Origin of the sequence: Alteromonas sp. I10 (genome assembly GCF_003201515.1) — a bacterium.
Classification (GTDB): domain Bacteria; phylum Pseudomonadota; class Gammaproteobacteria; order Enterobacterales; family Alteromonadaceae; genus Alteromonas; species Alteromonas macleodii.
The window spans coordinates 179,416-204,289 of record NZ_QJJN01000002.1; the positions used below are offsets into that span (position 1 = coordinate 179,416).

Annotated in this window: 24 protein-coding genes; 13 read left to right on the forward strand and 11 right to left on the reverse strand. The window is 45.3% G+C overall.

The genetic code is table 11. From position 1 onward, the window contains the following. Positions 1 to 169 precede the first annotated feature (169 nt). On the forward strand, positions 170 to 1,309 hold the full coding sequence (locus tag BZA03_RS05165; RefSeq protein ID WP_075176830.1) for an HD-GYP domain-containing protein: 1,140 nt from the start codon (positions 170 to 172) through the stop codon (positions 1,307 to 1,309). Between the two features lie 62 nt (positions 1,310 to 1,371). Here the strand turns inward: BZA03_RS05165 and glnG are convergent, their stop codons facing one another. The 4 genes from glnG to glnA all read right to left on the reverse strand — a co-directional run bounded on the left by glnG (position 1,372) and on the right by glnA (position 6,262). Further along, positions 1,372 to 2,781 carry a nitrogen regulation protein NR(I) gene (glnG, locus tag BZA03_RS05170; RefSeq protein WP_014977284.1) on the reverse strand — a complete coding sequence of 470 codons (1,410 nt, stop codon included), beginning with the start codon at positions 2,779 to 2,781 and terminating at the stop codon, positions 1,372 to 1,374. Next, entirely contained in the window at positions 2,771 to 3,856 is a 1,086-nt protein-coding gene (gene glnL / locus BZA03_RS05175; RefSeq protein ID WP_014950590.1) for a nitrogen regulation protein NR(II), read from the reverse strand. Before glnL ends, glnG begins: the two co-directional genes overlap by 11 nt. A 130-nt stretch (positions 3,857 to 3,986) precedes the next feature. Beyond that, the gene (locus BZA03_RS05180) at positions 3,987 to 4,613 is read right to left on the reverse strand and encodes a DUF4124 domain-containing protein (RefSeq protein WP_110288166.1); all 627 of its coding nucleotides are present in this window, start codon (positions 4,611 to 4,613) and stop codon (positions 3,987 to 3,989) included. A 239-nt stretch (positions 4,614 to 4,852) separates the two neighbouring features. Continuing rightward, complete coding sequence (gene glnA / locus BZA03_RS05185) at positions 4,853 to 6,262, reverse strand: glutamate--ammonia ligase (RefSeq protein ID WP_014950588.1); 1,410 nt, start codon at positions 6,260 to 6,262, stop codon at positions 4,853 to 4,855. A 457-nt stretch (positions 6,263 to 6,719) separates the two neighbouring features. Between glnA and typA the strand changes: the two genes are divergently transcribed. The 3 genes from typA (at position 6,720) to BZA03_RS05200 (ending at position 10,731) form a co-directional block, all read left to right on the forward strand. Beyond that, entirely contained in the window at positions 6,720 to 8,552 is a 1,833-nt protein-coding gene (gene typA / locus BZA03_RS05190; RefSeq protein ID WP_014950587.1) for a translational GTPase TypA, read from the forward strand. Positions 8,553 to 8,914: 362 nt separating this feature from the next. Beyond that, positions 8,915 to 9,292, forward strand: a complete 378-nt coding sequence (locus BZA03_RS05195; RefSeq protein ID WP_014950586.1) for a response regulator — start codon at positions 8,915 to 8,917, stop codon at positions 9,290 to 9,292. A 263-nt stretch (positions 9,293 to 9,555) separates the two neighbouring features. Then, on the forward strand, positions 9,556 to 10,731 hold the full coding sequence (locus tag BZA03_RS05200; RefSeq protein ID WP_014950585.1) for a MalY/PatB family protein: 1,176 nt from the start codon (positions 9,556 to 9,558) through the stop codon (positions 10,729 to 10,731). Positions 10,732 to 10,937: 206 nt separating this feature from the next. Here the strand turns inward: BZA03_RS05200 and BZA03_RS05205 are convergent, their stop codons facing one another. Continuing rightward, on the reverse strand, positions 10,938 to 12,134 hold the full coding sequence (locus BZA03_RS05205) for an Nramp family divalent metal transporter (RefSeq protein ID WP_014950584.1): 1,197 nt from the start codon (positions 12,132 to 12,134) through the stop codon (positions 10,938 to 10,940). A 253-nt stretch (positions 12,135 to 12,387) separates the two neighbouring features. Here BZA03_RS05205 and BZA03_RS05210 point away from each other — a divergent pair, with 253 nt between their 5' ends. Next, positions 12,388 to 13,089: a UPF0149 family protein gene (locus tag BZA03_RS05210; RefSeq protein WP_110288351.1), complete on the forward strand. Its 702-nt coding sequence runs from the start codon at positions 12,388 to 12,390 to the stop codon at positions 13,087 to 13,089. Positions 13,090 to 13,150: 61 nt separating this feature from the next. On the opposite strand, the gene BZA03_RS05215 is transcribed toward BZA03_RS05210, so the two are convergent. The 3 genes from BZA03_RS05215 to BZA03_RS05225 all read right to left on the reverse strand — a co-directional run bounded on the left by BZA03_RS05215 (position 13,151) and on the right by BZA03_RS05225 (position 15,645). After that, entirely contained in the window at positions 13,151 to 13,342 is a 192-nt protein-coding gene (locus BZA03_RS05215) for a hypothetical protein (RefSeq protein WP_014950582.1), read from the reverse strand. 196 nt (positions 13,343 to 13,538) lie between these two features. After that, positions 13,539 to 13,967: a CopD family protein gene (locus tag BZA03_RS05220; RefSeq protein WP_014950581.1), complete on the reverse strand. Its 429-nt coding sequence runs from the start codon at positions 13,965 to 13,967 to the stop codon at positions 13,539 to 13,541. Between the two features lies 1 nt (position 13,968). Continuing rightward, complete coding sequence (locus BZA03_RS05225; protein ID WP_110288167.1) at positions 13,969 to 15,645, reverse strand: chloride channel protein; 1,677 nt, start codon at positions 15,643 to 15,645, stop codon at positions 13,969 to 13,971. Positions 15,646 to 15,751: 106 nt separating this feature from the next. Here BZA03_RS05225 and BZA03_RS05230 point away from each other — a divergent pair, with 106 nt between their 5' ends. Then, positions 15,752 to 16,459 carry a DUF6776 family protein gene (locus BZA03_RS05230; protein WP_110288352.1) on the forward strand — a complete coding sequence of 236 codons (708 nt, stop codon included), beginning with the start codon at positions 15,752 to 15,754 and terminating at the stop codon, positions 16,457 to 16,459. A gap of 58 nt (positions 16,460 to 16,517) precedes the next feature. On the opposite strand, the gene BZA03_RS05235 is transcribed toward BZA03_RS05230, so the two are convergent. Then, positions 16,518 to 17,627, reverse strand: a complete 1,110-nt coding sequence (locus tag BZA03_RS05235; protein ID WP_258364588.1) for a putative manganese transporter — start codon at positions 17,625 to 17,627, stop codon at positions 16,518 to 16,520. A 202-nt stretch (positions 17,628 to 17,829) separates the two neighbouring features. Beyond that, positions 17,830 to 18,279 (reverse strand): azurin, encoded by a 450-nt coding sequence (gene azu, locus BZA03_RS05240; protein ID WP_014950577.1) that lies wholly within the window; start codon positions 18,277 to 18,279, stop codon positions 17,830 to 17,832. 190 nt (positions 18,280 to 18,469) lie between these two features. Between azu and BZA03_RS05245 the strand changes: the two genes are divergently transcribed. The 5 genes from BZA03_RS05245 to minE all read left to right on the forward strand — a co-directional run bounded on the left by BZA03_RS05245 (position 18,470) and on the right by minE (position 22,570). Further along, positions 18,470 to 18,808 carry a hypothetical protein gene (locus tag BZA03_RS05245; protein ID WP_110288169.1) on the forward strand — a complete coding sequence of 113 codons (339 nt, stop codon included), beginning with the start codon at positions 18,470 to 18,472 and terminating at the stop codon, positions 18,806 to 18,808. Positions 18,809 to 18,961: 153 nt separating this feature from the next. Continuing rightward, the gene (locus tag BZA03_RS05250; protein WP_110288170.1) at positions 18,962 to 20,335 is read left to right on the forward strand and encodes an aspartate ammonia-lyase; all 1,374 of its coding nucleotides are present in this window, start codon (positions 18,962 to 18,964) and stop codon (positions 20,333 to 20,335) included. 352 nt (positions 20,336 to 20,687) lie between these two features. Further along, entirely contained in the window at positions 20,688 to 21,470 is a 783-nt protein-coding gene (gene minC / locus BZA03_RS05255) for a septum site-determining protein MinC (RefSeq protein ID WP_110288171.1), read from the forward strand. Positions 21,471 to 21,500: 30 nt separating this feature from the next. Beyond that, positions 21,501 to 22,310, forward strand: a complete 810-nt coding sequence (minD, locus tag BZA03_RS05260; RefSeq protein WP_014977272.1) for a septum site-determining protein MinD — start codon at positions 21,501 to 21,503, stop codon at positions 22,308 to 22,310. Continuing rightward, positions 22,310 to 22,570, forward strand: a complete 261-nt coding sequence (minE, locus tag BZA03_RS05265; protein WP_110288172.1) for a cell division topological specificity factor MinE — start codon at positions 22,310 to 22,312, stop codon at positions 22,568 to 22,570. The genes minD and minE overlap by 1 nt, the downstream gene beginning before the upstream one ends. Before the next feature lie 48 nt (positions 22,571 to 22,618). On the opposite strand, the gene BZA03_RS05270 is transcribed toward minE, so the two are convergent. After that, complete coding sequence (locus BZA03_RS05270) at positions 22,619 to 23,452, reverse strand: polyphosphate kinase 2 family protein (protein WP_110288173.1); 834 nt, start codon at positions 23,450 to 23,452, stop codon at positions 22,619 to 22,621. Between the two features lie 248 nt (positions 23,453 to 23,700). Here BZA03_RS05270 and erpA point away from each other — a divergent pair, with 248 nt between their 5' ends. Then, on the forward strand, positions 23,701 to 24,045 hold the full coding sequence (erpA, locus tag BZA03_RS05275) for an iron-sulfur cluster insertion protein ErpA (protein ID WP_014950570.1): 345 nt from the start codon (positions 23,701 to 23,703) through the stop codon (positions 24,043 to 24,045). Between the two features lie 191 nt (positions 24,046 to 24,236). Next, entirely contained in the window at positions 24,237 to 24,809 is a 573-nt protein-coding gene (locus tag BZA03_RS05280; protein ID WP_014950569.1) for a glutathione S-transferase family protein, read from the forward strand. The last annotated feature ends 65 nt before the right edge of the window (positions 24,810 to 24,874 follow it).

Genomic DNA, 24,874 nt, shown 5'->3' on the forward strand with positions numbered 1-24,874 from the left:
ATGAAGTTTCAGCGTACACTTGTCCGATGAGTTTTTACAGTGCGGAAGGTATAGTTGAGCAATAAGTTGGAAAAGTGGCTATGTTTCTCACCTTTAGTATGAGGAAATTTTGCCGATACCCAATTACAATAATAAAAAGCGCAATCGAACCTAACTCGGTAACCACTATATGCAGACATTTACTCCAGACGACCTAGAAGAAGATATTCTTGCTGACCTTATGGAGGAAATAAACGAACTCTATGAATCAAGTGAACAAACCTTGATTGAATTAGAGCTTCGTCCGGAAGACAACGAATTGCAGCGTGCTCTGTTTCGCTCAATCCACACCATTAAAGGTGATTTAGGCCTGGTTAACTTCTCTCCCATGATCCCGCTTTTGCAGCATGTAGAGGACTTGCTAGATTATTTGCGCAAAGGGCAGGTGGCCTACACAAGTACTATGAGTGACTTGGTATTGCTTACTATGGACAGAGTAAAAGCCTTTGTAGAGGCTGTAATGGCCAATGGCAAAGCCGAGTACGATGACAATCTTCACAATCAGCTGGTTTTAGCTATCGGTCGTGTGACACCTGAAAATACTGCTGAGCATGAAAAACGCCTTACCGAAGCGGTCTTATTACTTAACCCAGCGTTAGATATTGTTGCGGATGAAGACGACCCACAAAACGTTCAGATAAAGCCCCCTACGTTAGCGGCTACAGGTATCCCTAAAGATATTAGTAGTGAAAAGAAGCAAGATATTCTATTTTTCCGCGACTTAATGCAAACCATTGAACGCCGCTCTAACTACTGGTCTGGTCGCGGTGATCGCATTGCCAAACTCGCTATGTATATTAACGATGTGGCCGAAAACCCTATCGACGAAGATCAGCTTGCCGTAGCCAGCTATGTACATGACTTCGGAATGGCCTTCATGCCATTGAAGCTTCTGCACAAAGGCGATGCGCTAAGCGATATCGAATTTAATCTTATGCGCTCTCATGTGTATAAAAGTGCCCGTTTGTTAGAGCACCTAGACCAATGGGATATGGCGCGCAAAATTGTGATGCAGCACCATGAACGCACTGATGGAACAGGTTATCCATTGGGGCTAAAAGAAGACGATATATGTGAAGGTGCGAAGTTACTTGCCATTGTTGATACCTACGATGCAATGACACACCCAAGAGCGCACAATGAAGATAACGTACTTTCTAAAAAAGAAGCGGTAATAGAAATAAATCGAAGCGCCAAAGGCCAGTTTAGTATGAAGTGGGTAAGGCATTTCAATCAGGGAATGACGGCGTTACTGACGAAAGGACATTAGATCGCAAGCCGCTTATAAGCTAGCAGCGAGTTCCCTGCTAGCTTTCGGCGTAGTCATTAGGGTTAGTTCACACCCAGTTCTTTTAACTTTCTTGTTAGGGTATTTCTTCCCCAACCCAAGCGTTTGGCCGCATCTTGTTTATGGCCATGAGTGTGCTGAAGTGCTCGCTCAAGCATAATACGCTCAAACGTCAGCATCGCGTCGTTAAGAATATTGTGATGGCCGTCGCGAAGCTGTTTATCGGTCCAGCTTGCCAACAAATCTGGCCACTCACCCGATTCAGCGCTAGGTTTTTCAATACTGCTATCGCTGTGAATTTCCGGTGGCAGATCGCTGGGCAGCACTTCTTGACCACTCGCCATTACCGTTAACCAGCGACACACGTTTTCTAGCTGTCTTACGTTTCCAGGCCATGGTAGCTGAGACATTACGCGCTCAGCATCTTTCGATATGCTTTTAGCTTCTACATCAAGTTCTTTGGCTGCTCGGCGCAAGAAGTGACGGGTCAGTAGTGGAATATCTTCGCGGCGCTCGTTAAGTGAAGGAAGGTGCACTCGGATAACGTTTAAGCGGTGGAACAAATCTTCCCTAAACTTACCTTCAGCAACCCTTTGTTCTAAATTCTGGTGAGTTGCAGCGATGATGCGTACGTCCACACTCACTGACTGATGGCCACCGACACGATAAAACTGGCCGTCTGCAAGCACACGTAAAAGGCGGGTTTGTACATCTAACGGCATATCGCCTATTTCATCTAAGAACAATGTTCCGCCGTCGGCTTGTTCGAAGCGGCCTTGACGAGCTGCCTGGGCTCCGGTAAATGCGCCCTTCTCATGGCCAAATAGTTCTGATTCTACAAGGTCGGCAGGAATGGCGGCCATATTAAGGGCGATGAAAGGTTTACTTGCTCTAGGGCTGTGCCTATGAAGGGCGTGCGCCACAAGTTCTTTACCCGTTCCTGATTGCCCGTTAATTAGCACGCTAATTGAAGAGCGAGACAAGCGACCTATGGCACGAAACACTTCCTGCATGGCAGGTGCTTCGCCAATAATTTCCGTTACTACGTCTTCAACTTGCGCTTTAGATACGGTGGACTGCTCTCTGGCATGTGCCAGCGCCCGCTGGGTTAAGGTTACTGCCTCGTCGATATCAAATGGCTTTGGCAAATATTCAAAGGCGCCTTTTTGATATGCGTTAACTGCGCTGTCTAAATCCGAATGCGCCGTCATAATGATAACGGGGAGCATAGGGTGCGAGGCATGCACTTCGTTCAGTAAGGTCATGCCGTCCATTTGTGGCATTCTTATGTCTGAAATGATGACTTCAGGGGCTTGGCCGCTTTGAAGTTGAAGCAATAAATCTTCAGGGTTTTCAAAACTTAAGCAGCTGATATCTGCTGCTTGTAAGGCCTTTTGCAGCACCCAACGAATAGAACTGTCATCATCGACAATCCACACAGACTCATTCGTCATCGTCTGTCTCCTTACGATCTATTGGTATGTAAATTACGAACTCAGTGTGACCAGGGTAGCTATCTACATCTATTTTGCCGCCGTGGTGGTTTATAAGGGTCTGTGAAATAGACAAACCCAACCCAGAGCCATTTTGCTTGCTTGTGACCATGGGGTAGAAAAGTGTGTCTTTTACTTCAGCCGGAATACCCGGGCCGTTATCAATAATTTTTATTTTTGCTACCAGCGCGTGACGCTTCGTTTGAATTGTCATTTGGCGCTCTATTCGCGTAATTAACCTAATTTGTGGGTTGGGGGTTTGGCTCTCGGTTAATGCCTGAACGCTGTTGCGCACAATATTGAGCACCGCTTGCTGAATCATGTCAGGGTCTAACATAAGCGGTGGAATGCTGGGGTCATAGTCGCGAACTATGGTAATGGGATTGTCTGAGTCAAAGCGCATTAAGCTGCGTATTTTTTCAAGTGCTTGATGCACGTTGCTTTCTTCAAATCGAGGTAGTGAATTAGGTCCAAGCAATCGATCAACTAAGTTTCGCAGACGATCAGACTGCTCAATGATCATGCTTGTAAATTCTTTATGCTCGTCAATCAGCTCTTTTTCTAATAGCTGTGCTGCACCGCGAATACCACCAAGAGGATTTTTGATTTCGTGTGCAAGGCCGCGAACCAATTCCCGTGCTGCGTAATGCTGCGCGTTTTGTAAAGTTTCTCGAGAAATTCGCTTTTGCTGGTCAATCTTTTTAACTTCAAATAGCAGTCGTGGGCCGTCTTCGAAGTGCAAGTTGGTAACGGTTAGGTCGGCAGATACATAGCGGTTATCTCGAAAAGCCAACTTAATTTCGTTTTCGGTGAAATCTTCACCTTTTCTGATGGCAGCTTTAAGTCGGGTGGTTTCTATTGTGCCCGGCAAGAAAAAATCTTGAAGTGGATGCCCAATAAGTTGTTTTAATCCAGTCTCAAACAAAGCTTCACCAGCGTGGTTGGCATAAACAATCGTAAGTTTGTTGTCTACCATTACCAGTGCGGTATTTAGGCTATTGATTAGCTGTTGTGTTTCTAACTCGGTGGAATGCATCCGAGCTCGTCTCCTTTGCACCATAATTGTGCATTGTAGCTTGCAATGATGCGTTGCGCGAATAAAGAGCTCAAGAAGAAATGTTCACTGAACCTCTATGGTGCGCATACATAACAGTGGTTGCACGCTATTAGTTATTAATTAACGCCGATGCCTGATGCAGGTAAAGGGTTTGTAATGGAGACGATGCAAGAGTCTTGCCCGTATTGTTCGTGAGTTCAACTTTATAAGTATGTGCCCCACGATGGATACCAGTAAGCTTAAAGACGCCTGAACTATTGCTAGCTAATGGGGCGTCGTCAAAGATTAATCGGTAGATTGGCGCTTTGGGTGCACCAGGTTGTGCGGCAGAAATAGTGAATTCACCCAAGTTATTGCGAATTGTCGCTTCTGGTGCAGGTGACTTAATGACTACGCGATAGTTGGGCTTGGGGGCAGCCGGCTTCGCAGGGGGAGGTGGGGTAACCTTTGCCGCGGTTACTACGTTTTGCGTTTTTACATCGAAAGCTAGGGGTTCTGCGTTTTGCTGCGGCTTGTCGGTGTAAGTCACAGAGCCGTCTTTACCTACCACCTTGTATATGGTCATTGGAGAGGTAGCTGCGGCTGACGTTGCATTGTCGCTTTGTTCGGTTTCGCTTTCTTGTGCTTCTTGTTGGGTACTTTCTTGGCTCAGCATTTCCGCTTGCAAAGGCAGTAAGCCATTGCCGCTACTTAGTAATAGCGAAATTAAGCAAATGTGTCGCGTCATGTAGTGCACGTGTCGTTACCTAATCAATGTGGTTTTGGCTAGCTGGCTAATTCATATAGCTTGCTATGTTTGGCTTATGGATAACCTTTCTAGTTGTATGCAGATGCAAGCGGGCAAAGCCCTGTGCGCAGTTGATACAGCATGAAAGAGTATTCATTAGCATAGCTATAAAAACATAGTAGATAAATCGTACGCATAAAAAAAGCCCGCAGAGCGGGCTTTAGTATAAATTGCTATACAGTGCGAAATTACACGCTGTAGTACATGTCGAACTCAACAGGGTGAGTAGTCATGTTAAGTTTCGTTACTTCTTCAGACTTAAGATCGATGTATGCATCAATCATGTCGTCAGTCATAACGCCACCAGCTTTAAGGAAGTCACGGTCGTTATCAAGAGCTTCAAGTGCCATTTCTAGCGAGCTTGCAACTGTTGGAATTTCAGCAGCTTCTTCTGGCGGTAGGTCGTACAAGTCTTTATCCATTGAATCACCAGGGTGGATCTTGTTCTTAATACCGTCGATACCCGCCATAAGCATAGCAGTGAACGCTAGGTATGGGTTAGCTGTTGGGTCAGGGAAACGTACTTCAATACGACGTGCTTTATCGCTAGTTACGTGAGGAATACGAATAGATGCAGAACGGTTACGTGCAGAGTATGCAAGCATTACCGGTGCTTCGAATCCAGGAACTAGACGCTTGTATGAGTTAGTAGAAGCGTTAGCAAACGCGTTGATTGCGCGCGCGTGCTTGATGATACCACCAATGTAGTAAAGTGCTTCCTCAGAAAGACCTGCGTACTTGTCACCTGCAAAGATGTTTACGCCATCTTTAGAGATAGATTGGTGACAGTGCATACCAGAACCATTATCGCCAACAAGCGGCTTAGGCATAAAGGTAGCTGTTTGACCGTATGCGTGTGCAACGTTGTGAACAACATACTTGTAAACTTGAATTTCGTCAGCTTTCTTAACTAGCGTATTGAATTGGCAAGCAATTTCGTTTTGGCCAGCAGTTGCTACTTCGTGGTGGTGCGCTTCGATAACAAGGCCCATCTCTTCCATAACTAGACACATTGCAGCACGGATATCGTGAGCAGAGTCCACTGGTGGTACTGGGAAGTAACCGCCTTTAACGCCAGGGCGGTGTGCCATGTTGCCGCCTTCAAACTCTTCGCCAGAGTTCCACTTTGCTTCAGAAGAGTCAATCTTGTAGAAAGAACCCGCCATGTCAGTGTGGAAGCGTACGTCATCAAAAAGGAAAAACTCTGGCTCTGGGCCGAAGAAACATGTGTCACCGATGCCAGTTGATTTTAGGAATTCTTCTGCACGACGAGCAACTGAACGTGGGTCACGCTCATAACCTTCCATTGTTGAAGGTTCAACGATGTCACAACGGATGTTTACTTGTGTCTCTTCAGCGAAAGGGTCAACTACGCAGCTTGTTGCGTCTGGAAGAAGAACCATGTCTGATTCGTTGATGCCTTTCCAGCCAGCGATAGAAGAACCATCGAACATTTTACCTTCTTCGAAAAACTCTTCATCAACAACGCTCGCAGGAATAGATACGTGTTGTTCTTTACCCTTTGTATCGGTAAAACGTAAATCTACAAACTTCGCTTCACTTTCTTTAATCAGCTCTAATGCCTTTTCTACTGACATCGTGTCCTCCAGGTTTAATGTAAAAATGCGGAATGATCAGCTTCACTCCAACAGTGGCAAAAGTGAAAGCGATTATCATGCCATCTATATGTATACCGATTTCTGTGGCATAGACGGGCATCTATCACTTCCGTTTGAATTAAATTGCATTATATTGGTGCAATGTTGCACCAATATGGCGTTTTATGCTCATTTGTACGTCAATCAGCCTAGATTACTTTGTAGCGTATAGCCACCAAATATGATCAATTAGGTGCAACGGGGCTGGTTATTTGTTGAACAAGTGTTTGAAAACCAATAAAACTCGTTTCCATCAAAAAAAAGATGCGCAAACGTCGTGGTTTTTCTGTACAATCCGCGCAAATTTTTCTATCTGCATTTTTTTGCAACAAATCTAACGCATACTCCTTTCCACTGAATTGAAGTAGACGTTGATTTACACAGGCTCTATATAAGCATGAATACCACTGATATTAATAAATTGCGTAACATCGCAATCATCGCCCACGTTGACCACGGTAAGACCACCCTGGTAGACAAACTGTTACAGCAGTCTGGCACCCTTGAATCTCGAGGCGAGCAAGAAGAGCGCGTAATGGACTCGAACGACATCGAGAAAGAACGTGGCATTACCATCCTAGCTAAGAACACAGCGATTAACTGGAACGACTACCGTATCAACATCGTAGACACTCCAGGACACGCTGACTTCGGTGGTGAAGTAGAGCGTGTAATGTCGATGGCTGACTCTGTACTTCTACTTGTAGATGCACAAGAAGGCCCGATGCCACAAACCCGTTTCGTTACGCAAAAGGCATTTGCTCAAGGTCTTAAGCCAATTGTTGTTATCAACAAAATCGACAAGCCTGGTGCGCGTCCTGATTGGGTTATGGATCAAGTTTTCGACCTATTTGACAACCTAGGTGCAACTGACGAACAGCTAGATTTCCAAGTTGTTTATGCGTCTGCACTTAACGGTTGGGCATCACTAGATGCAGATACTAAAGAAGACGATATGACGGCATTGTTCCAAACTATCGTTGACCAGGTTTCTCCTCCTGATGCAGATATCGACGGCGCATTCCAAATGCAGATCTCTCAGCTTGACTACAACTCATACGTGGGTGTTATCGGCGTAGGTCGTGTTAAGCGTGGTTCTGTTAAGCCAAATCAACAAGTAACGGTTGTTACTGCTGATGGCAAAAAGCGCAACGGCAAAGTAGGCCTAGTTTACGGCTACCTTGGCCTTGCTCGTCACGAAGTTGAATCTGCTCACGCGGGCGACATCATTGCAATCACAGGTCTTGGCGAACTTAAGATCTCTGACACCATTTGTGACATCAACACTGTAGAAGCACTTCCTCCACTTACGGTTGACGAGCCTACAGTAACCATGACGTTCCAGGTAAACACCTCGCCGTTTGCAGGTAAAGAAGGTAAGTATGTAACGTCACGTAACATTCTAGAGCGCCTTAAAGATGAACTAGTACACAACGTTGCACTGCGCGTTGAAGAAATGCCTGATCCGGACAAGTTCCGCGTATCTGGTCGTGGTGAACTTCACCTAGGTATTCTTATCGAAAACATGCGTCGTGAAGGTTACGAGCTTGCAGTGTCGCGTCCAGAAGTAATTCTGAAAGAAGTTGACGGCGCAACGCAAGAACCATACGAAACCTTGACTATTGACTGTGAAGAACAGCACCAGGGTTCAATCATGGAACAGCTTGGTCTGCGTAAAGCAGAAATGACTGACATGTCTCCAGATGGTAAAGGTCGTGTACGTATCGACTTTATCATTCCAAGCCGTGGCCTAATTGGTTTTCAAACAGAGTTCATGACGTTAACGTCGGGTTCTGGCTTGCTATATCACACGTTCGATCACTATGGTCCGTACAAAGGCGGTATCATTGGTAAGCGTAAGAACGGTGTTCTAATCGCTAATGCAAACGGTAAAGCACTAACTAACGCCCTGTTTAACCTTCAAGAACGCGGTCGCCTATTCATCGGTCACGGTGTTGAAGTGTACGAAGGTATGGTTATCGGTATTCACAGCCGTGACAACGACCTTACTGTTAACGCGCTTAAAGGTAAGCAGCTTACTAACGTTCGTGCATCAGGAACTGATGAAGCGCAAACACTTGTTCCGCCTATCAGAATGTCACTTGAGCAAGCGCTTGAGTTCATCGATGACGACGAACTAGTAGAAGTAACGCCTGAATCTATCCGTATTCGTAAGAAGCTTCTTACAGAAAACGAGCGTAAGCGTGCATCACGTGCACCTAAGTCTTAATAGCTTCTAAGACTTACATTGATTTTGAAAATGCCAGCGTCAGCTGGCATTTTTTTTCCATTTTGCCGATGAGTTTGGCCTGCAATCGTTCAAATCGTGTCTCAACTTACACACCGTCACTTCCCATCAGAAAAGCTGCTTTCTAGCATTATCACTAAAACGTTAGAAAAAGTTTAAATATCGACCAAAGGTTAGTGGTCAAAAGCGTTCAGAGATTCTATCCTTGAAAATATCAGTCCGCATAGATCAATACCCAGCGAGCATTTATCTATGCGGATTGGTACAATTGACTGACGTCTTAACACGTGAGCTAAGTCGTTGTAATATTTACGGCTAATGACCTAACAAAAAGGGGAAGGGTAGTGTTTTCTGTAGCAGTAGTTGAAGATGATCCTATCACGCTTGACCTTATCACTGACGCGTTGGAAACGCAGTTAGACGCCACCGTGTATCCATTTACACGTAGTAAATTTGCAAGGGATTTTTTGCTGCAACAAACCGCAGAATCTATCAGCTTGATCATCAGTGACCAAGTAATGCCGGATTATGATGGACTAAGTCTTCTAAAAACCTGTCAGTCTTCGGGTTTGGACGTTCCATTTTTACTCATTACTGCAGACCCTAACAAAGAGTTAGTGATAGAAGCGCGTAAGCTTCAGGTTACCGGTTTCCTTGCTAAGCCACTCAATATGGAAGAGCTAGTTCAAAAATCGAGAGAGGCGGTGTCGCAGGCCAGCTAAGCCTGTAGGTTGTATTTCATTTTATGCATCGCACGCTAAAGGTGTGCATGAGAGCCAAAAATCTACTTCGTGGTTAACGATGACAATGTAAAACAGGTTAGGACAGCAAAGCGCAATTTACCTTTGGCTTTAACGTGTTAATTTATCTCTATTAAAGTACATTTCGATATAGAAAATTCGGGTTAATTCATCTCACGCCCCTAGTTTATGAGGCGCTAAAATTCTACACTGTTGGCATAAGTTTTTATGCAACAGGATGTAATGTGAGCGCCTTATTCGATAATACCCCTCCCAGAAAAGACACATTTTCGTTTAAATGGCAAAAGTACAAAGGGAAAGACATCATTCCTGCGTGGGTTGCCGATACTGAGTTTCGTTGCGCGCAGCCAATTCTAGACGCCATTTCGGGTCAGGTTGAGCATGGCAACATGGGTTACATACTGCCTGCACATCACGAAGGCGCTATTCAGGCTGTAGTGAGATGGCTTAAAGATAAGCATAATTGGGAAATTCAACCCGAGTGGCTAGTGTGGACACCAGGCGTTGTGCCAGCGTTTAACGTAGCGTGTAAAGCCTATTGTGAACCCGGTGATAAAGTACTTATTCAAACACCTAATTATCCGCCTCTACTGGCTGCCCCAAAACTGAATGGTCTCGAACGGGTAGATATAGGCACGGTAGTGCAAAATGACGACGGCACAAGTTCTGAAACTATCTCGAGTGTTGAAGGTGCGCGCTATACGTTAGATTTTGAAGCATTAGAAAGAGAAGCGGCTGATCCTAAATGTAAGCTGTTTATTCTTTGTAACCCAATGAACCCGGTAGGTTCGGTGCTTACTAAAGCTGAATTAGATCGCATTGCTGAGATCTGTAACGCGAACAACGTTAAGCTATGTTCTGATGAAATCCACTGCGACCTTATTCTAGAAGAAGGCAAACAGCACATACCGGCGGGCCGCGAGTCCAACCTTGCTGAAAATAGCGTCACGCTAATGGCTGCCAGTAAAACATTTAATATTGCTGGTTTGGGAACGTCTTTTGCCATCATCCCTAATCGCCAACTGCGTCAGGCATTTACCAATGCCGCAGCGGGCATCGTACCTTGGGTTACTGTATTGGGCTTAGCGGCTACAGAAGCAGCATTCACTCAATGTGACGAGTGGCATCAGCAGCAACTTACCTACTTGCGTGAAAACAGAGATATGGTGTTTAACACAGTAAACAGCATTGACGGGCTTAAAATGCTCAAAGCCGATGCGACGTTCCTTGCGTGGGTAGACGCCAGTGGACTAGGTGTAGAGAACGTCCAGCAGTGGGCCGAAGAGAAAGGCGTAGGCCCGTCACCAGGCATCGATTTTCACAAGGCGGACCATTTCAGAATTAACTTTGGCTGCAGCAAAGCGATGCTCCAAGATATTCTGCAACGCCTCGCCAGCTAAAAATTGGGGTCAGAGTACTTTTTCAGCCCTAAAATGGGGTCAGAGTACTTTTTGCAGCTACGCTTTCTATTAAAAAGGGCCAAAGTATTACTTTGGCCCTTCTCATATGCAGTAAGTTTGTTAGTCACGTAATTTCATTGCTATCTGCGAGTGCACACTACAACGACATACAAAGGGAGAAAATTACTCTGACCCCATTTTTGCAGCTAGCTAAATACGCCGATTAGTTTATACAGGCCTAAACCAATCACAGTACCCACTACTAGAAAGCCTGCCAGGTTACTTTTCCATGTGTTTCTAAACTCCCCCAGTGCGGTGCTTTTATTCATAACGACCAATAGAAATATGGCAATAATTGGCAGTAAAAGAGCATTAGTCGCTTGAGCAAACAGGATGGCGGGTAGGGGCTTAAAGCCAAGTGCTGCAACGCTGACACCCACTACAATGATGATAAACCATACCGCTTTAAAGCTCTTGCTTTGCATATCGTCAGAAAGCCCCAGAGCTCCTGTTACCGCATAAGCGGCTGCTAGCGGCGCAGTGATAGCACTGGTTAAGCCTGCGGCGAATAACCCTAGTGCAAAGAACCACTGAGCTTTGTCACCTAAAACCGGTTTAAGCTGTTCGCCCATGTTTGAAGCGTCCATAGTGGCAGCTTGATTGAAGAACGCCATCATTGCTGTTGCCATTACGATAAGCGTAATAAGCCCACCCATACTAATAGCTCTAGCAGACTGGTTTCGGCACGCGACGACCGCGTCTTGTTTATCTTGGCCTTTCGATGATTTTGCAACTAGGCTCGCGTGAAGAAACAAGTTGTAAGGCACGATGGTGGTACCAATAAGCGCCAGCACCGTGGTAATGGCGTCAGCGTCCAGCCGCGGAGACATTAACTGACTAAACATCGCGGCGATATCAGGTTTGGCTACCAACAGCGTGATAAGAAATACGCCAGCCATAATAAAGACGAGATAAACCAGTACTGTCTCTATCCACTTGTAGCTGCCCGACCAGAGTAAAACTATAGCGATCGTGCCCAAAATACTGGCCCAGGGGCCAATGCCTATACTGATAAATGCGTCTAGCCCGATTGCAGCGCCGGTTAGGTTGCCCGATTCATAGGCTGCGTTGCCAATGCCGATAGCACTGACAATAAGCACGATAAAAAGATTCTTTAGCCATGGCTTGTAAGCCATGTTTTTCATTGCACTGGCTAGGCCTTGGCCGCTGGCCACACCTAAACGCGCAGCCATGTCTTGCAATACTATGGTTGCGAATATGGAGAAAAGGAGCGCCCATACTAGGTGAAAGCCAAAGTTTGCACCTGCCAGACTTGCCGTAGTTACTGTTCCAGGGCCAATAAAGGCGGCCGCGATGATGTATCCTGATTTATCTTTTGCCATTGCAACGACTCTTAGTTAAGTTTTGCTATCATGACAATAGGTAGGCGAGCACGCAACAGTACCGCTAAACCAATACAGTAACAGATTGGTTTTAAACCTATTGTCGCGTACCCAGTGTAGAAGTTTGTTGTTTACTCTTTACCTTATTTCCCATTATTTTGGGTAGATAAAAGGTTACAAAACATGCCCTCTACAAAGTGGCCGCGCAGACTACCGTTTCATAAAAGAGAACGCAAATTAAAATAGGATGGTAATGGTGAAAGATGGGTTTCCAATAAACACAATCAGCGATATTGTTTCGCTTCCCAGTTTCGAGAATGTGCTTCCGGACGCTTATCACGTAGATGGAATGATCTTTGCCGTTGCCTCCGCACCAGAAATTCCCATGCCCGAACAGTGGATGCCGTGGCTCATACAGTCTAGTGACAGCCACCTTGTAGACAAAGATGTAGATAAGCTTGCTGATACATTAATGAATGGCCTGCGGGCGCATTTGGATTTTATGCGTCAGGAAAAGTCGCCCATGCCTAGTGAATTGAACGTTGCGATAGAGGTGCAAGGAACGACGAGGCCTTCGAAAGAGCTCGAAAGCTGGCTAAGTGGGCTTTTACACGTGCATAAGCAATTAGAACCTGTGTGGCAAAATGCGTGGAACCATTGGGAAAAGCATTTAGAAAAAAGTAAGGCGAACAAGAAAGACTGTGACGATAACGAGCCTGAGAAAACAGAACCTGCAGAAGCTCGCCTGTCTCGATGTTTAAAGCTTTTCTCAACGCTTGCTAATATTGAATTAGCCTTGTCTTACAGAAACGACAAACAAGCTGCTCAGCTTGAAAGTAATATAAACATGCTTGTTAAACAGCTTCCTTCGGTGCTGGCAGATTACACTAAGTTGTCAGGAGAGCTAGCAGGCGCGTTACCCAATCAATTTGAAACCTTTAACAAAGTAACCTAGGGGAAAATTTGATAACTGGGAGCTGCAGGAGAAGCAAAAAAACAAAAACGCTAATTCAAAATTAGCGCTGTCTTTGTTGTTGATGCCGTTGATTCAACGTGTGTTTAAGCGAAGCGGTATAGCTGTCTAGTTCAAGCTTCGCCTTTTCGTATTGCTCGTTAAGAAGCCGTGAAGCAGGCTCCCTCATGAGCGCCTTAAAGGCAATATCTGTCTGTTTGAGCAAATGCTTGAGGTGTTGATTACTGTCATCCATGTATAGCATTCCGATAAAAACAATTTGTTAAACCCGAGAAACAGCAGGTTCTGGGCGACTATGTGCAATGCTTACAACACTCTCAACAACAAGCTTAAAATTACTTCTCACACTACACAGCAGTACTGGTTCCTTGAGTACTGACTTTTCAATGACTTTGTACGTGCGCCTTTACTATTTAGTTTGGCTTAAACTTTTATAAAGGTTTTACCACAGCCAGGCAAACGATGGCGAGAATGATAAGCACCGGCGCTTCATTTAAAAAGCGATAAAAGCGCGGAGAGTGTCTATTTTCGTCGCGTGCAAATTGCTTCATTAACTTAAACAAATAGAAGTGATAGCCGTAAATAGCAAGAAGCAGCAGCAACTTTATATGAAGCCACCCCGACATTTTAAACCAAGTTCCACCATAGCTGACAATAAGCGCAACGCCGAATGCCAGAGTTAACAAGGCGAATGGAGTAACAAAGAACCACAGGCGGCGCTCCATGACCTTAAATTCGTCTTTTACCACTTGAGATTTCGTTGTCGCGTGATACACGAAAAGTCGCGGTAAATAGAAAAGTCCTGCCATCCAAGCCAGCATGAAAAAGATGTGCAGCGCTTTAAACCATAAAATGTACATACTAATAATGAGCCTTTTGTAAGAAGCTTTGTAAGATATTCCACGTTACTACGCCAATAATATCGTTTAGCTCCTGATCGTAAATATAAACTGCGCCAGAGCGCGAGTTTTTAAGGTGTTCGTATACTTCGTGTAGTGTAGACTGCGCGCTAATACCTTCCATTTCGTAATAGTTTAACGCTGTTGCATCGTGTTCCAAACTCACATTGTATTGGACCAGCTTATACTGCACACCTATTTCAAATTTTAACTTCTGAATGACAATTTTTGTTGGATCGCTTTCTAAGTAGTTAATTAACGCTTGCTCCGGCGCATCGTGAAATAGCTTGTACTCAGTATTCATCGCTGCAAGTACGCCCGTTTTCTCAAGCGCTTCACGAATAGACGAGATAGCGTAAGGGAGATTTTGATAATCAAGCTGGCGTATGAAAATAGAGCGGTTGCCAAAGAACTGCGTAGAAGTCACGTAAGCAGGCACAATTACCAACATGGCTGGTAGAATAATTTGCGGGCTGTACGATAGTTCCATAACCGCGGAAAGCGCTGCAAGAGGCGCGTGCAATACTGCGGTCAACATGCCTGCTATGCCTAACAGGGCGAAGCTGTTGGTAAATTCGGGTACGTCAATAAAGTACGACAGTGGCAATAAAAGTACGGCGCCAGCAAGCATGCCAATAACCATCACAGGGCCAATGATCCCTCCTGGAATACCGAGGCCAATAGCAAAAACCGCCAAGATAACTTTAAACACCAAAGTAGAAACCAACAGCAGCGCGCCGGGAGAGCTATCAAATAAGTGCTCAACATCGATAAAGTTGGCGCCAAGGGCTTCAGGTATAAACATACCAATGGTACCGGTAATTAGCGCAGCAAGTATTAAGCGCCACACCATGGAAACCGGCCTGAACCACGTCATCACCCGCATAAGCTGGCTATTGAATAAAACGGCCAGCATGCCTAACAGAATGCCTAGTAGCACTAAGTAAAAATACATCCACTGGCTAAATGCATTAAACGATAAAAACGAAAGCTCGTTTACTTCCCCAAATACAATGCGAGTGAGCACCGAGCCACAGGCAGCAGCCAGCATGACAGGAACAAAAATATGTATTTTGTATTCCCTAAGTACCACTTCCATCACGAATATTACGGCAGCAAACGGGGTGTTGAATGATGCCGATATCCCTGCCGCAATGCCGCAGCCTGCAAGTATTCGAATACTGTTGTAGGGCAAGCGAAGCCATTGCCCTAAGAAACTACTGCCTGACGCGCCTAAATGAACGGAAGGGCCTTCTCGACCAACAACGAAACCGCCGGCCAGGGCTAGCATGCCCCCAAAGAACTGGTTAATGGTGGTTCTAAATGGAATATGACCGTAATAGTACTTCACTCGATGAATAACGAAGGGAATACCTAAACGGTAGTGCTTGAAGCCCGTAAGAAAGGCGATAAATAGAATTAATCCTACACTGGTAAATGGCATGATAAGCCAAACCAACCAGTCATAGGTAAGCACCGACTGAAGCGACGAAACGCCTGTTTCTTGTAGCCATTCTACGCACAGCCGAAACAGTATAATGATAAGCGCCGCGCAGGTTCCCCCTACAATGCCCAGCATGCACAACTGAATGGATGTGCGTGGATGAGCTACTTCCTCTCTTAAAGCCTGCAAGCGCATGTTGTGGTACAGTAGATTAACGTAAAAAGAAGCTTACCATAAACACCTAAAATTCATAATGTTTAGAGCGCCTTAGCGCACGGTGTTTTTTGTTGATGTAGATATCATGACGACAGATCAGTTAAAAGAAGTTTTAGGCAACTACAAGTGGACACTCTTAGTGGCGCTTATTATGTTTGCCATGGTTGGGTTCGGCTATAAGCTAGCGCGAATTATTGACGAAGGTGACAGCAAGAAAGTACAGGCTCAGCAAGAAACTATTGCTATTTTGTCTGAAGAAAATCATGCGCTTACTACCAAAGTGAATCAGCTGGAAGTCGCCATGGAGCTTGCCACGCTCGAGACAGAGAGCATTACCAATACATTAGGCGAACAGAAAAAAGAACTAGAGGCGCAACAGGAATTATTGAGTTTCTATGAACGCGTCGTGGCGCCTGAGAAAACCGACGAAGGTTTTGCCATTGAAGGGGTAGAAGTTTTTAAGTTAAGTGACAATACCTATCAACTTAGGTTGGTTCTGCTGCAGTCTAAACAGCAAAAAGCAGTGATAAATGGCAGTTTAGATATTGCCGTAGTCGGTCAGCGAAACGGTGAAGTGATCACGCTGAAATCGGGCGAATCGAGCCTGCTGGCAGAAGATATCAAATATCGCTTTCGCTTTTTCCAAGCCGTTAACGTAACTCTCACTATTGAGGAAGATATAAATCCCGAAACCATTAGTTTTTCTACAACGGTCTATCAATACAAAACCCGTAAAGGCAACTATGAGATAAGCGTGCCGTGGAATGAAGCGCTTTCTGTCGAAATAGAGTAATCGCTGTGGGGCAGCGCTAGCCTATCCGTTAATTCAACCTTTTAACGCATCGAAAGCTTTATTCAAACAAATACCAGTAGCCATAACCCACAAGAAATGCAGGAATAGCAGAGTACACTGTGGCAATAAGCGCTGCTTTGGGTGAGAGCGCAATGGCGGGAAACAACGCGTCGCCGTCATTACTTATTGCATTGCCAAGTTGTGCTGAAAACGGAACTGCGCCATTAAGGTATAAGCTGGTTACCAATATCTGCGGACCGCAACCAGGTAAGAACCCGATGATGATCGCCAGGCCAACTAAGCCGGGGCCCATGGATTGAAGCAGCCCTGCAATGTCTAGCCCAAACCAGACAACAGACAGCTCGAACATAAGAAACGCGAGTACTACCCATGCCAATACAAACTGTGTGTCTAGTGCGGCTTTCTCTTGCCATTTAGGCGGAGGCGGAATTAAATCCTCTTTCGTAATCGAAGCGTATCCGCTTCCCGAACCACACAAAGACCATAGTCCAAGGCTCGAAATACATAACGCGGCACCAATCAGCGTTAGTGTACTTTCACTGATAGCAAGGTAACTGTGTACGGGAAGTTGAAAGGCCAAACCAAGCGCAATCGCCAACGAGGGTAAGCTCGCAATCATCCAGAATACTTTAGAAAGTGATATGGCTTTGTGGCTTACTGTTTTGGGTTTATCACAGTTTTGCGATTGTTGGAGCGCACCATCGGCTTCAGGAGCCTGGTAATTATGAAATTTATTGACCACTAGCCCCGTCATTGCTCCCACCGTGACGCTGACGGCCATTACGGTTAAGGCATCTAACGGTGCTTGGGCGAGTAACAGAAATGCGGCATCGCCCATAGTGCTGGTTAGCACTGCTACCACAGCTCCAAAGCTTGTCACACCTCGTGTGTACTGAGTGACAACGATAATAGCACCGCCGCAGCCAGGCAGAGCACCAAGTAGGGCAGATAGTCCTACCTCATGTACAGGGTGCGCTTTCATATAATTACCAATGGCTTCGGCCGAAACGCGCAACGTGGCGACGTAATAAAGCGCAAGCGATGCATATACAAACGCTGCCACTTGAAAAAATGCATCTGACAACACCGATAAGGTAACCGCACGGGTGCTGTTATAAGTAAGAAGAATGGCTATAAACAGCGGCATCAACAGCCGTTTATTGGTTAAGTGAGGAAAAAAAACGTTTTTTAATAGGGCGCTAGTAAAAGAAGGTAAGTGCTTATACCGGACCACCGCCTTAGCGCTTTTTGATGTGTGAGACGCCGTATCCATTGCAACTACACCCTCGACCTACTGTTATCCATGTTTAAGGCGTGCCGAGTCAAGCACGCCTAGTTTTCGCAACGCCTTAGCTCGAAAGCGTAACTGTGCCTTTCATGATGCCGATGTGACCAGGGAACGAGCAGAAAAACATGTATTCTTCATCTTTGCTTAACCCTTCAACAGAAAAGGTCGTAGAAGTCTGTTCACCGCCGCCAATAATGTCAGTCGCGCCAATTACACGCTCATCGTCTGGCTTAACGTAATTGTTGTCTAAACCCGCACTCATACCGTCTGTTGCCACTGCTTGTCCGTTGGCTTTTGTTGTCATCACCCAGTTATGGCCCATGGCTTGTTTAGGTAACTGACCTGTGTGCTTCAAAGTCACGGTAAACTCGCTACAACTCGCCGGGATAACAACGTTCGACGTATTGAATTGCATGGCGTCGTTTGATTCCACAGTCACTTCGCATTCGTTAGCAAATGCACCAGAGGCCATAAGAAAAAGGGCTGTGCCACCAAGTAACTTCTTGATCATAAATAATGTCCTTTGAATTTTGGTTAACTTCACCTATCGGTGGAATTGGAAGATCCAATTTTCTTTACGAAAAAGAATAGCACTGGATCATTGTAAATGCTAACGATTATCATTTATATTGGGTGATATATAAAGAAAGCGCTTTTATGTACATCGAGCTTTTTTGTTTTTTCACGCACAAGGGATGCACATGTCTTCGATACGAAATGCAGTTCAACACGTTCGATTTGGATACAACGACAATGAGCTGAACTCAACGCTTTTAAGAAATTATCTAGATGGCGTAACTTTCGTTGCCAACTTATTGCCAAGTGATAGAGACAAATTTTCTATCTATAAAAATGCGGTTGAGGTGCTTTATGAAACCCTGTGCGATCCGCAGGTCGGTCAGCAATGGCGGCATAGTTGTTTAGAGCATTTGTACAAGCCGTTACTTAAAGCTGAGCGCTACGCGTGTAACGAGAGTGATCGAATTGCGCTTGCGAGAATAAAAATAGACATGAACACCAGAGAGCCTGTTGATCTTTGATGTACAGCAAAGGTCTGCAAGCGCTAGTGCACCATTTTTTATAATTCACTTACTAGGGCCTAGTTTTCTAATGCCACTAGCCCTAATAGGATTCTGATAAAAGCGTGGCAACCACGCCGAAAAACTAGCTATATCAACACAAGGATACGAGTCATGACAGCAACACGCACAGAACGCGACAGTATGGGCGAGCTACAGGTCCCCGAAAATGCACTCTACGGCGCGCAAACTCAGCGTGCCATTCAAAACTTCCCTGTAAGCGGGCAGCGCATGCCCGAAGCCTTCGTACGCGCGTTGATTACAGTAAAAAAAGCCGCAGCACAAGCCAACATGAAACTCAAAGTGCTGGATAAAGATCGCGGCCAAGCGATAGTTAAAGCCTGTGATGAGCTGTTGGCACTTGATGATGTGATGCAGCATTTTCCCGTTGATATATTTCAGACTGGTTCAGGCACCAGCACAAACATGAACGCCAACGAGGTCATTGCTCGCTTAGCCTCTCGTTATTCTAGCGAAGAGGTTCATCCGAATGATCATGTAAATTACGGGCAAAGTTCAAATGATGTGATCCCTACCACCATTCATGTTAGCGCGGCTATTGCATTGTCAAACGAGCTTATACCGGCCGTTGAAAGTTTAGTTCGTACTATTGAAGTTAAAGCAAAGTCGGTAGCGCAATACTGCAAAACCGGACGCACTCATCTCATGGATGCGATGCCTGTAGGCATGGATCAAAGCTTACTGGCTTGGGCTTCTCAGCTTAAGCAACAGGTTAAAACCCTGCGCGCTGTACAGCCAGCTATTCAAACCCTTGCCCAAGGAGGCACTGCGGTGGGAACAGGTGTAAACGCCCATGCGGATTTTGCTACGACATTTTCAGATGCGCTAGGGGAGCTGACCGACATTGCGTTTAAGCCCGCTGACAATTTCTTTGCATTGATTGGCTCTCAAGACACAGCAGTGACGCTTTCCGGTGCGACAAAAAGTTTAGCCGTCACCCTTATGAAAATTGCTAATGACTTGCGCTGGATGAATTCTGGGCCTTTGGCTGGTTTAGGTGAGATTGCGCTGCCTGCGCTACAGCCAGGTTCATCGATTATGCCCGGCAAGGTAAATCCGGTCATTCCAGAGGCAGTGGCGATGGCTTCAGCACAGGTGATAGGTAACGATACGGCGATTACTGTAGGTGGGCAGTCTGGGAATTTTGAGTTAAATGTAATGCTACCAATGATTGCCAGCAATTTGCTTTCAAGTCTGTCGCTAATGACCAACAGTGCGACGCTAATCGGCGAGCAGGCGATCGAGGGCTTTACTGTAAATCAAGATAACATTGAAGCTGCGCTTTACAGAAACCCCGTGCTCGTCACCGCGCTCAACCCTGTTATTGGCTATGCTAAAGCCGCAGAAATAGCAAAAACAGCCTACAAAGAAAACAAGCCTGTTATTGATGTGGCTGAAGCGATGACAGATATGCCCAGAGGCGAGCTAGAATCACTGCTAGACCCGAAAAAACTTACCACACCTTAAGCGCTGTGAGAAAACGAAGATGATAAAAAGTGCGATCTATGATCGCACTTTTTTTGTGGTGAAAGAGACGTTTGTATACAAACAGGACGCACTAAAAACTCGCATAATTTACGCTTGATTAAAAACTGTTCAACGATTGGCACGTTCTTGGCTTGTTCTAGGGTTATTATCAGGGTAAAACGTGTTTTAACCGGTATACAGTTGCTGTATGCGAACGGGATTTTTGATACAGTGACGCAATAAATAAATTGTATAGCTGCGTAAGACAGCAACAGACACTAGCGCTAATAGGTTTTGCTTATTGTCATGGCTAATTGCTATGAGGAAAGTGACGCCTTTTCGGGAAGAAAAAATGACAGAAACTTGCTTTCGCATGAAGGGCACTACGCTCACCAGTATTGTGTTAGAAGTAATAGATTTTGAGCCAGATAATTTTGAAGCTCAGTTATCTCAGAAGGTCGCGAGCGCGCCGCAGTTCTTTACCCGTTCCTCACTGATTTTACATTTAATAAAGCCTTTATCTGCTACAGAGTTCGAGCTGCTGGTGGCGCTATGTCGTCGACTGCAATTGCAGCCCATGGCCGTGAAAGGTGAGGTGGCAGAGCTGAAGCCTACCATCAATGATTTGGGGTTAGCCGATGTAAGCCAAAGCAAATTTACAGACAGCGCCCTTCGTTCGCACAAAGCGAATGGTGGTGAAAACAATAACGGAAGCGGCGAAAACCCTTCTCAAACCGCACAACAAGATCAAACCGTTTCAGCGCCGCCAAAAAGTGAACCGGCTCCTGCAACCGCAACCACGCTCAAACCTGCCAAAGTAATTAACCGTCCGGTACGTTCTGGTCAGCAAGTCTATGCCGAAGGCGGAGACTTGGTGGTAACGGCTTCTGTAAGCGAGGGGGCTGAGCTGCTTGCCGATGGTAATATTCATGTTTACGGCACCCTGCGCGGCCGCGCGTTGGCAGGCGTAAAAGGCAATACGGGAGCCCGTGTATTTTGCCAGTCGTTAGACGCGGAACTTATTTCAATTGCAGGGCAATTCATTATGCACGAAACCGTGAAAGGTGAATGTTGGAAGAAACCTGCACAAGTATATTTAGAAGAAGAAACATTACGTATAGAGCCGTTGGCTTAATGCTTTGTACGCACTAATAGGAAAGAATAGATGGCAAAGATTATTGTAGTAACCTCAGGAAAAGGTGGTGTAGGCAAAACTACATCGAGTGCAGCAATAAGTACGGGACTTGCGTTAGCAGGCCATAAAACGGTAGTGATAGACTTCGATGTGGGCTTGCGAAACCTTGACCTTATCATGGGATGTGAACGCCGCGTTGTTTACGATTTTGTAAACGTCATTAATAAAGAAGCCTCACTTAAACAGGCGCTAATTAAAGACAAAAGAACGGAAAACCTTTTCATTCTTCCGGCATCACAAACTCGCGATAAAGACGCGCTTACCGTTGATGGTGTGCAGGCCGTATTAGACGAGCTTAAGAAAGACTTTGAGTTTATTATCTGCGATTCGCCAGCGGGGATTGAGCAAGGCGCACAGATGGCGTTGTATTTCGCTGATGAAGCCATTGTGGTTACTAACCCTGAAGTGTCGTCTGTTCGGGATTCAGATCGTATTTTGGGTATTCTCCAAAGTAAATCGATGCGCGCAGAAAAGGGCGAACCGGTTAAAGAACACCTCTTATTAACCCGTTACAACCCAAGTCGTGTTGAAAGTGCTGAAATGCTTAGCGTTGCAGACGTTGAAGAAATTTTGGCGATTCCACTATTGGGTGTTATTCCAGAATCTGAATCGGTGCTTAAAGCATCTAACCAAGGTCAGCCGGTTATTCTTGACGAAGAAGCTAATGCAGGACAAGCTTATGCTGACGCTGTAAAACGTCTGCTAGGCGAAACTGTTCCACATCGTTTCCTAGAAGCAGAGAAGAAAGGGTTCTTTAAGCGTCTGCTAGGAGGGAAGTAATGGGAATTTTCGACCTGCTCAAAAAGAAGCAAAAGCCAAGCACCGCAGCGGTCGCCAAAGAGCGGTTACAAATTATTGTTGCGCACGAACGTAAAAAGCGGACAGAGCCTGATTACTTGCCAATGATGCAGCAGGAAATTGTTCAGGTAATTCGCAAATACGTGACAATTGCTGACGATCAAGTATCAGTACAGCTAGACAATAACGATGATTGCAGCGTACTTGAACTGAACGTGACTTTGCCAGACAGCAATAATTAAGACTTAATCGCTTAATTAGTTATGGCTGCCTGTCAGCGTTCTTTCACCTTAGTCGCTCATTAGAGCTTCATCGACATCTAGTTGCTTGGAGGCCAGCGCGATTAAACGCTCATCAAGTGGAGGCGGAGAGATATCTACGCCTTCACTGAGTTTGGCGATAACGGCGTCAAGTACGTTAACCCTTGCTTGCCACTTAAACTCCCCGTTAATTACATGCCATGGCGCATAACGCGTGTGGGTGTGCTTGAACATGTCATTTGTAGCTTCTACGTAGGCGTTTCGCATCTTACGGTTATGCAAGTCTTCCTCGGTTAACTTCCAGCGCTTGAAAGGATTGTGCAGCCGCTCTTCAAATCGCTCGCGCTGCTCGCTTGACGAAATATGCATAAAGAGTTTGATAATACGAACCCCGCTGTCACTGAGCGTTTTCTCAAATGCGTTTATTTCTTCATAACCGCGCTGCCATACCTCTTCATCAACCAACTTATCTACTCTTTCTACAAGCACTCTTCCGTAGTGTGAGCGGTCAAATATTTTAAGTGTGCCAGGAGAGGGGATCTGTTGCCAAAAGCGATAGAGAAAGTGTTTGTCTTGGTCTTCTTTTGCGGGCTTTGCCACAGGAAATACACTCACGCCACGAGGGTCTAATTTCTCAGTAATACGCCTTATAGCGCCGCCTTTTCCTGACGCATCCCATCCTTCAAACACAATAAGTGCTCGTTTTTTCTGATGAAAGTAAGATTGCTGAACGTGAAAGAGTTTTTCTTGCTGTTGTACTAACGCGTCTTTGTATTCTTCTTTGCTCGTAAAGCGAGACTGTCCGAAATCGTCAAACAGCACTGGGGTAGAAGAAGGTAATTGGGAGTTGTCGGTTGTACTCATATGCCGCCCCTTTATTCGTGTATCGTCATTATTTTAGATACGTTGATCACACTGCTATTTTCTATCTGCTAGTGTTAACTAGTTTACTTAACTTTTCTATCTCAACGTGTCACTTAACAGAAACGCCGTTAATGTGCAGTAACTTGAATCGTTAAGTTTTGCCCCAATAATTGCTAACTATCCGCAAGTATTAGATAATTGCGACCAAGCACAAAGTGCGAAAGCACGAGGTTAATGTAGAGGTGGGTATGTCTGTAGAAACGGCGTTGCCAATTGAGTTTTCAGACGCTGCAGCAGCGAAAGTGAAAGCCCTTGTTTCAGAAGAAGAAAATCCTGATTTGAAATTACGTGTTTACGTAACAGGTGGTGGTTGTTCTGGCTTCCAATATGGTTTCACGTTCGATGAGAAGGTGAACGAAGGCGATATGACCATTGAAAAAGACAGCGTAACTATGGTTGTCGACCCGATGAGCTTACAATACTTGGTCGGTGGCATTGTCGATTATGTAGATGGTCTGGAAGGTTCACGGTTTTTAGTTCAAAACCCAAATGCCACGACGACTTGTGGCTGTGGTGCAAGCTTTAGCGTTTAAGGGCTTAAGCTATACGCTACTACGCTTTTTAAGCGTTGAACGTTCAGCTTTGAGCGCTTGATGTTAATACGATAGGCATACATCGCATCATTTTGTATGCCTGTCGGTTGTCTTGTTCTTAACACTTCCTTTTATTTTCAAATTCCGGCTACACTGATTTCATAGAACGACTACGGTTTAGGACAGCGTTTATGAAATTATATGGCTCCACCACTTCTCCCTACGTGCGCCGCATTCGCATCGTACTTGCGTCTACAGAACATGAATTTCTTAATCTTCAAATTTTTTCAGGTGAAGATCGCGAGTTGCTCGCCTCTCGCAACCCTACGCTTAAAGTGCCTTGTCTTGAAGATGACGGCCAAATGATTTTCGACTCTCGCATTATTTATAACTACCTTGCCGATAAGCTTGATCACGAAGGGTTAAGTTGGGAAGAAGAGAATCAACTAACCCTGATTGATGCAGCTAACGACTCCTTTGTTCAGCTTATGCTGCTGAAACGTTCAGACTTTGATATTAGCGAAGACAAAATGTATTACCGTCTTCAAAACGAGCGAATTGAAGCTGTGTTAGATGCGCTGTCAAACCAGCTTGATGCGGGTGGATTTAGTGGTTGGACTTATCCCGAAATCTGTTTGTACAGCATGATTGACTGGGTACTTTTCCGTGAGCTACACAGCATGAAGGATTATCCTCAGCTGTTATCGTTTCATGAAAAGCACCATGATCGCATTGAGATAACGGCAACTGACCCTAGAATTTAAGCGTCAGCGTAACTAGCTACAGACAGGCTGTATTTTAGCCTTGAATGGATGACGAGAAGGGCTAT

What these genes read in the sequence shown, in the direction of transcription:
- BZA03_RS05165 (WP_075176830.1), top strand. Translation starts at nt 170, where the DNA reads ATGCAGACATTTACTCCAGACGACCTAGAAGAAGATATTCTTGCTGAC.
- glnG (WP_014977284.1), bottom strand. Translation starts at nt 2,781, where the DNA reads ATGACGAATGAGTCTGTGTGGATTGTCGATGATGACAGTTCTATTCGT.
- glnL (WP_014950590.1), bottom strand. Translation starts at nt 3,856, where the DNA reads ATGCATTCCACCGAGTTAGAAACACAACAGCTAATCAATAGCCTAAAT.
- glnA (WP_014950588.1), bottom strand. Translation starts at nt 6,262, where the DNA reads ATGTCAGTAGAAAAGGCATTAGAGCTGATTAAAGAAAGTGAAGCGAAG.
- typA (WP_014950587.1), top strand. Translation starts at nt 6,720, where the DNA reads ATGAATACCACTGATATTAATAAATTGCGTAACATCGCAATCATCGCC.
- BZA03_RS05205 (WP_014950584.1), bottom strand. Translation starts at nt 12,134, where the DNA reads ATGGCAAAAGATAAATCAGGATACATCATCGCGGCCGCCTTTATTGGC.
- BZA03_RS05210 (WP_110288351.1), top strand. Translation starts at nt 12,388, where the DNA reads ATGGTGAAAGATGGGTTTCCAATAAACACAATCAGCGATATTGTTTCG.
- BZA03_RS05215 (WP_014950582.1), bottom strand. Translation starts at nt 13,342, where the DNA reads ATGGATGACAGTAATCAACACCTCAAGCATTTGCTCAAACAGACAGAT.
- BZA03_RS05220 (WP_014950581.1), bottom strand. Translation starts at nt 13,967, where the DNA reads ATGTACATTTTATGGTTTAAAGCGCTGCACATCTTTTTCATGCTGGCT.
- BZA03_RS05225 (WP_110288167.1), bottom strand. Translation starts at nt 15,645, where the DNA reads ATGCGCTTGCAGGCTTTAAGAGAGGAAGTAGCTCATCCACGCACATCC.
- BZA03_RS05230 (WP_110288352.1), top strand. Translation starts at nt 15,752, where the DNA reads ATGACGACAGATCAGTTAAAAGAAGTTTTAGGCAACTACAAGTGGACA.
- BZA03_RS05235 (WP_258364588.1), bottom strand. Translation starts at nt 17,627, where the DNA reads ATGCCGCTGTTTATAGCCATTCTTCTTACTTATAACAGCACCCGTGCG.
- azu (WP_014950577.1), bottom strand. Translation starts at nt 18,279, where the DNA reads ATGATCAAGAAGTTACTTGGTGGCACAGCCCTTTTTCTTATGGCCTCT.
- BZA03_RS05245 (WP_110288169.1), top strand. Translation starts at nt 18,470, where the DNA reads ATGTCTTCGATACGAAATGCAGTTCAACACGTTCGATTTGGATACAAC.
- BZA03_RS05250 (WP_110288170.1), top strand. Translation starts at nt 18,962, where the DNA reads ATGACAGCAACACGCACAGAACGCGACAGTATGGGCGAGCTACAGGTC.
- minC (WP_110288171.1), top strand. Translation starts at nt 20,688, where the DNA reads ATGACAGAAACTTGCTTTCGCATGAAGGGCACTACGCTCACCAGTATT.
- minD (WP_014977272.1), top strand. Translation starts at nt 21,501, where the DNA reads ATGGCAAAGATTATTGTAGTAACCTCAGGAAAAGGTGGTGTAGGCAAA.
- minE (WP_110288172.1), top strand. Translation starts at nt 22,310, where the DNA reads ATGGGAATTTTCGACCTGCTCAAAAAGAAGCAAAAGCCAAGCACCGCA.
- BZA03_RS05270 (WP_110288173.1), bottom strand. Translation starts at nt 23,452, where the DNA reads ATGAGTACAACCGACAACTCCCAATTACCTTCTTCTACCCCAGTGCTG.
- erpA (WP_014950570.1), top strand. Translation starts at nt 23,701, where the DNA reads ATGTCTGTAGAAACGGCGTTGCCAATTGAGTTTTCAGACGCTGCAGCA.
- BZA03_RS05280 (WP_014950569.1), top strand. Translation starts at nt 24,237, where the DNA reads ATGAAATTATATGGCTCCACCACTTCTCCCTACGTGCGCCGCATTCGC.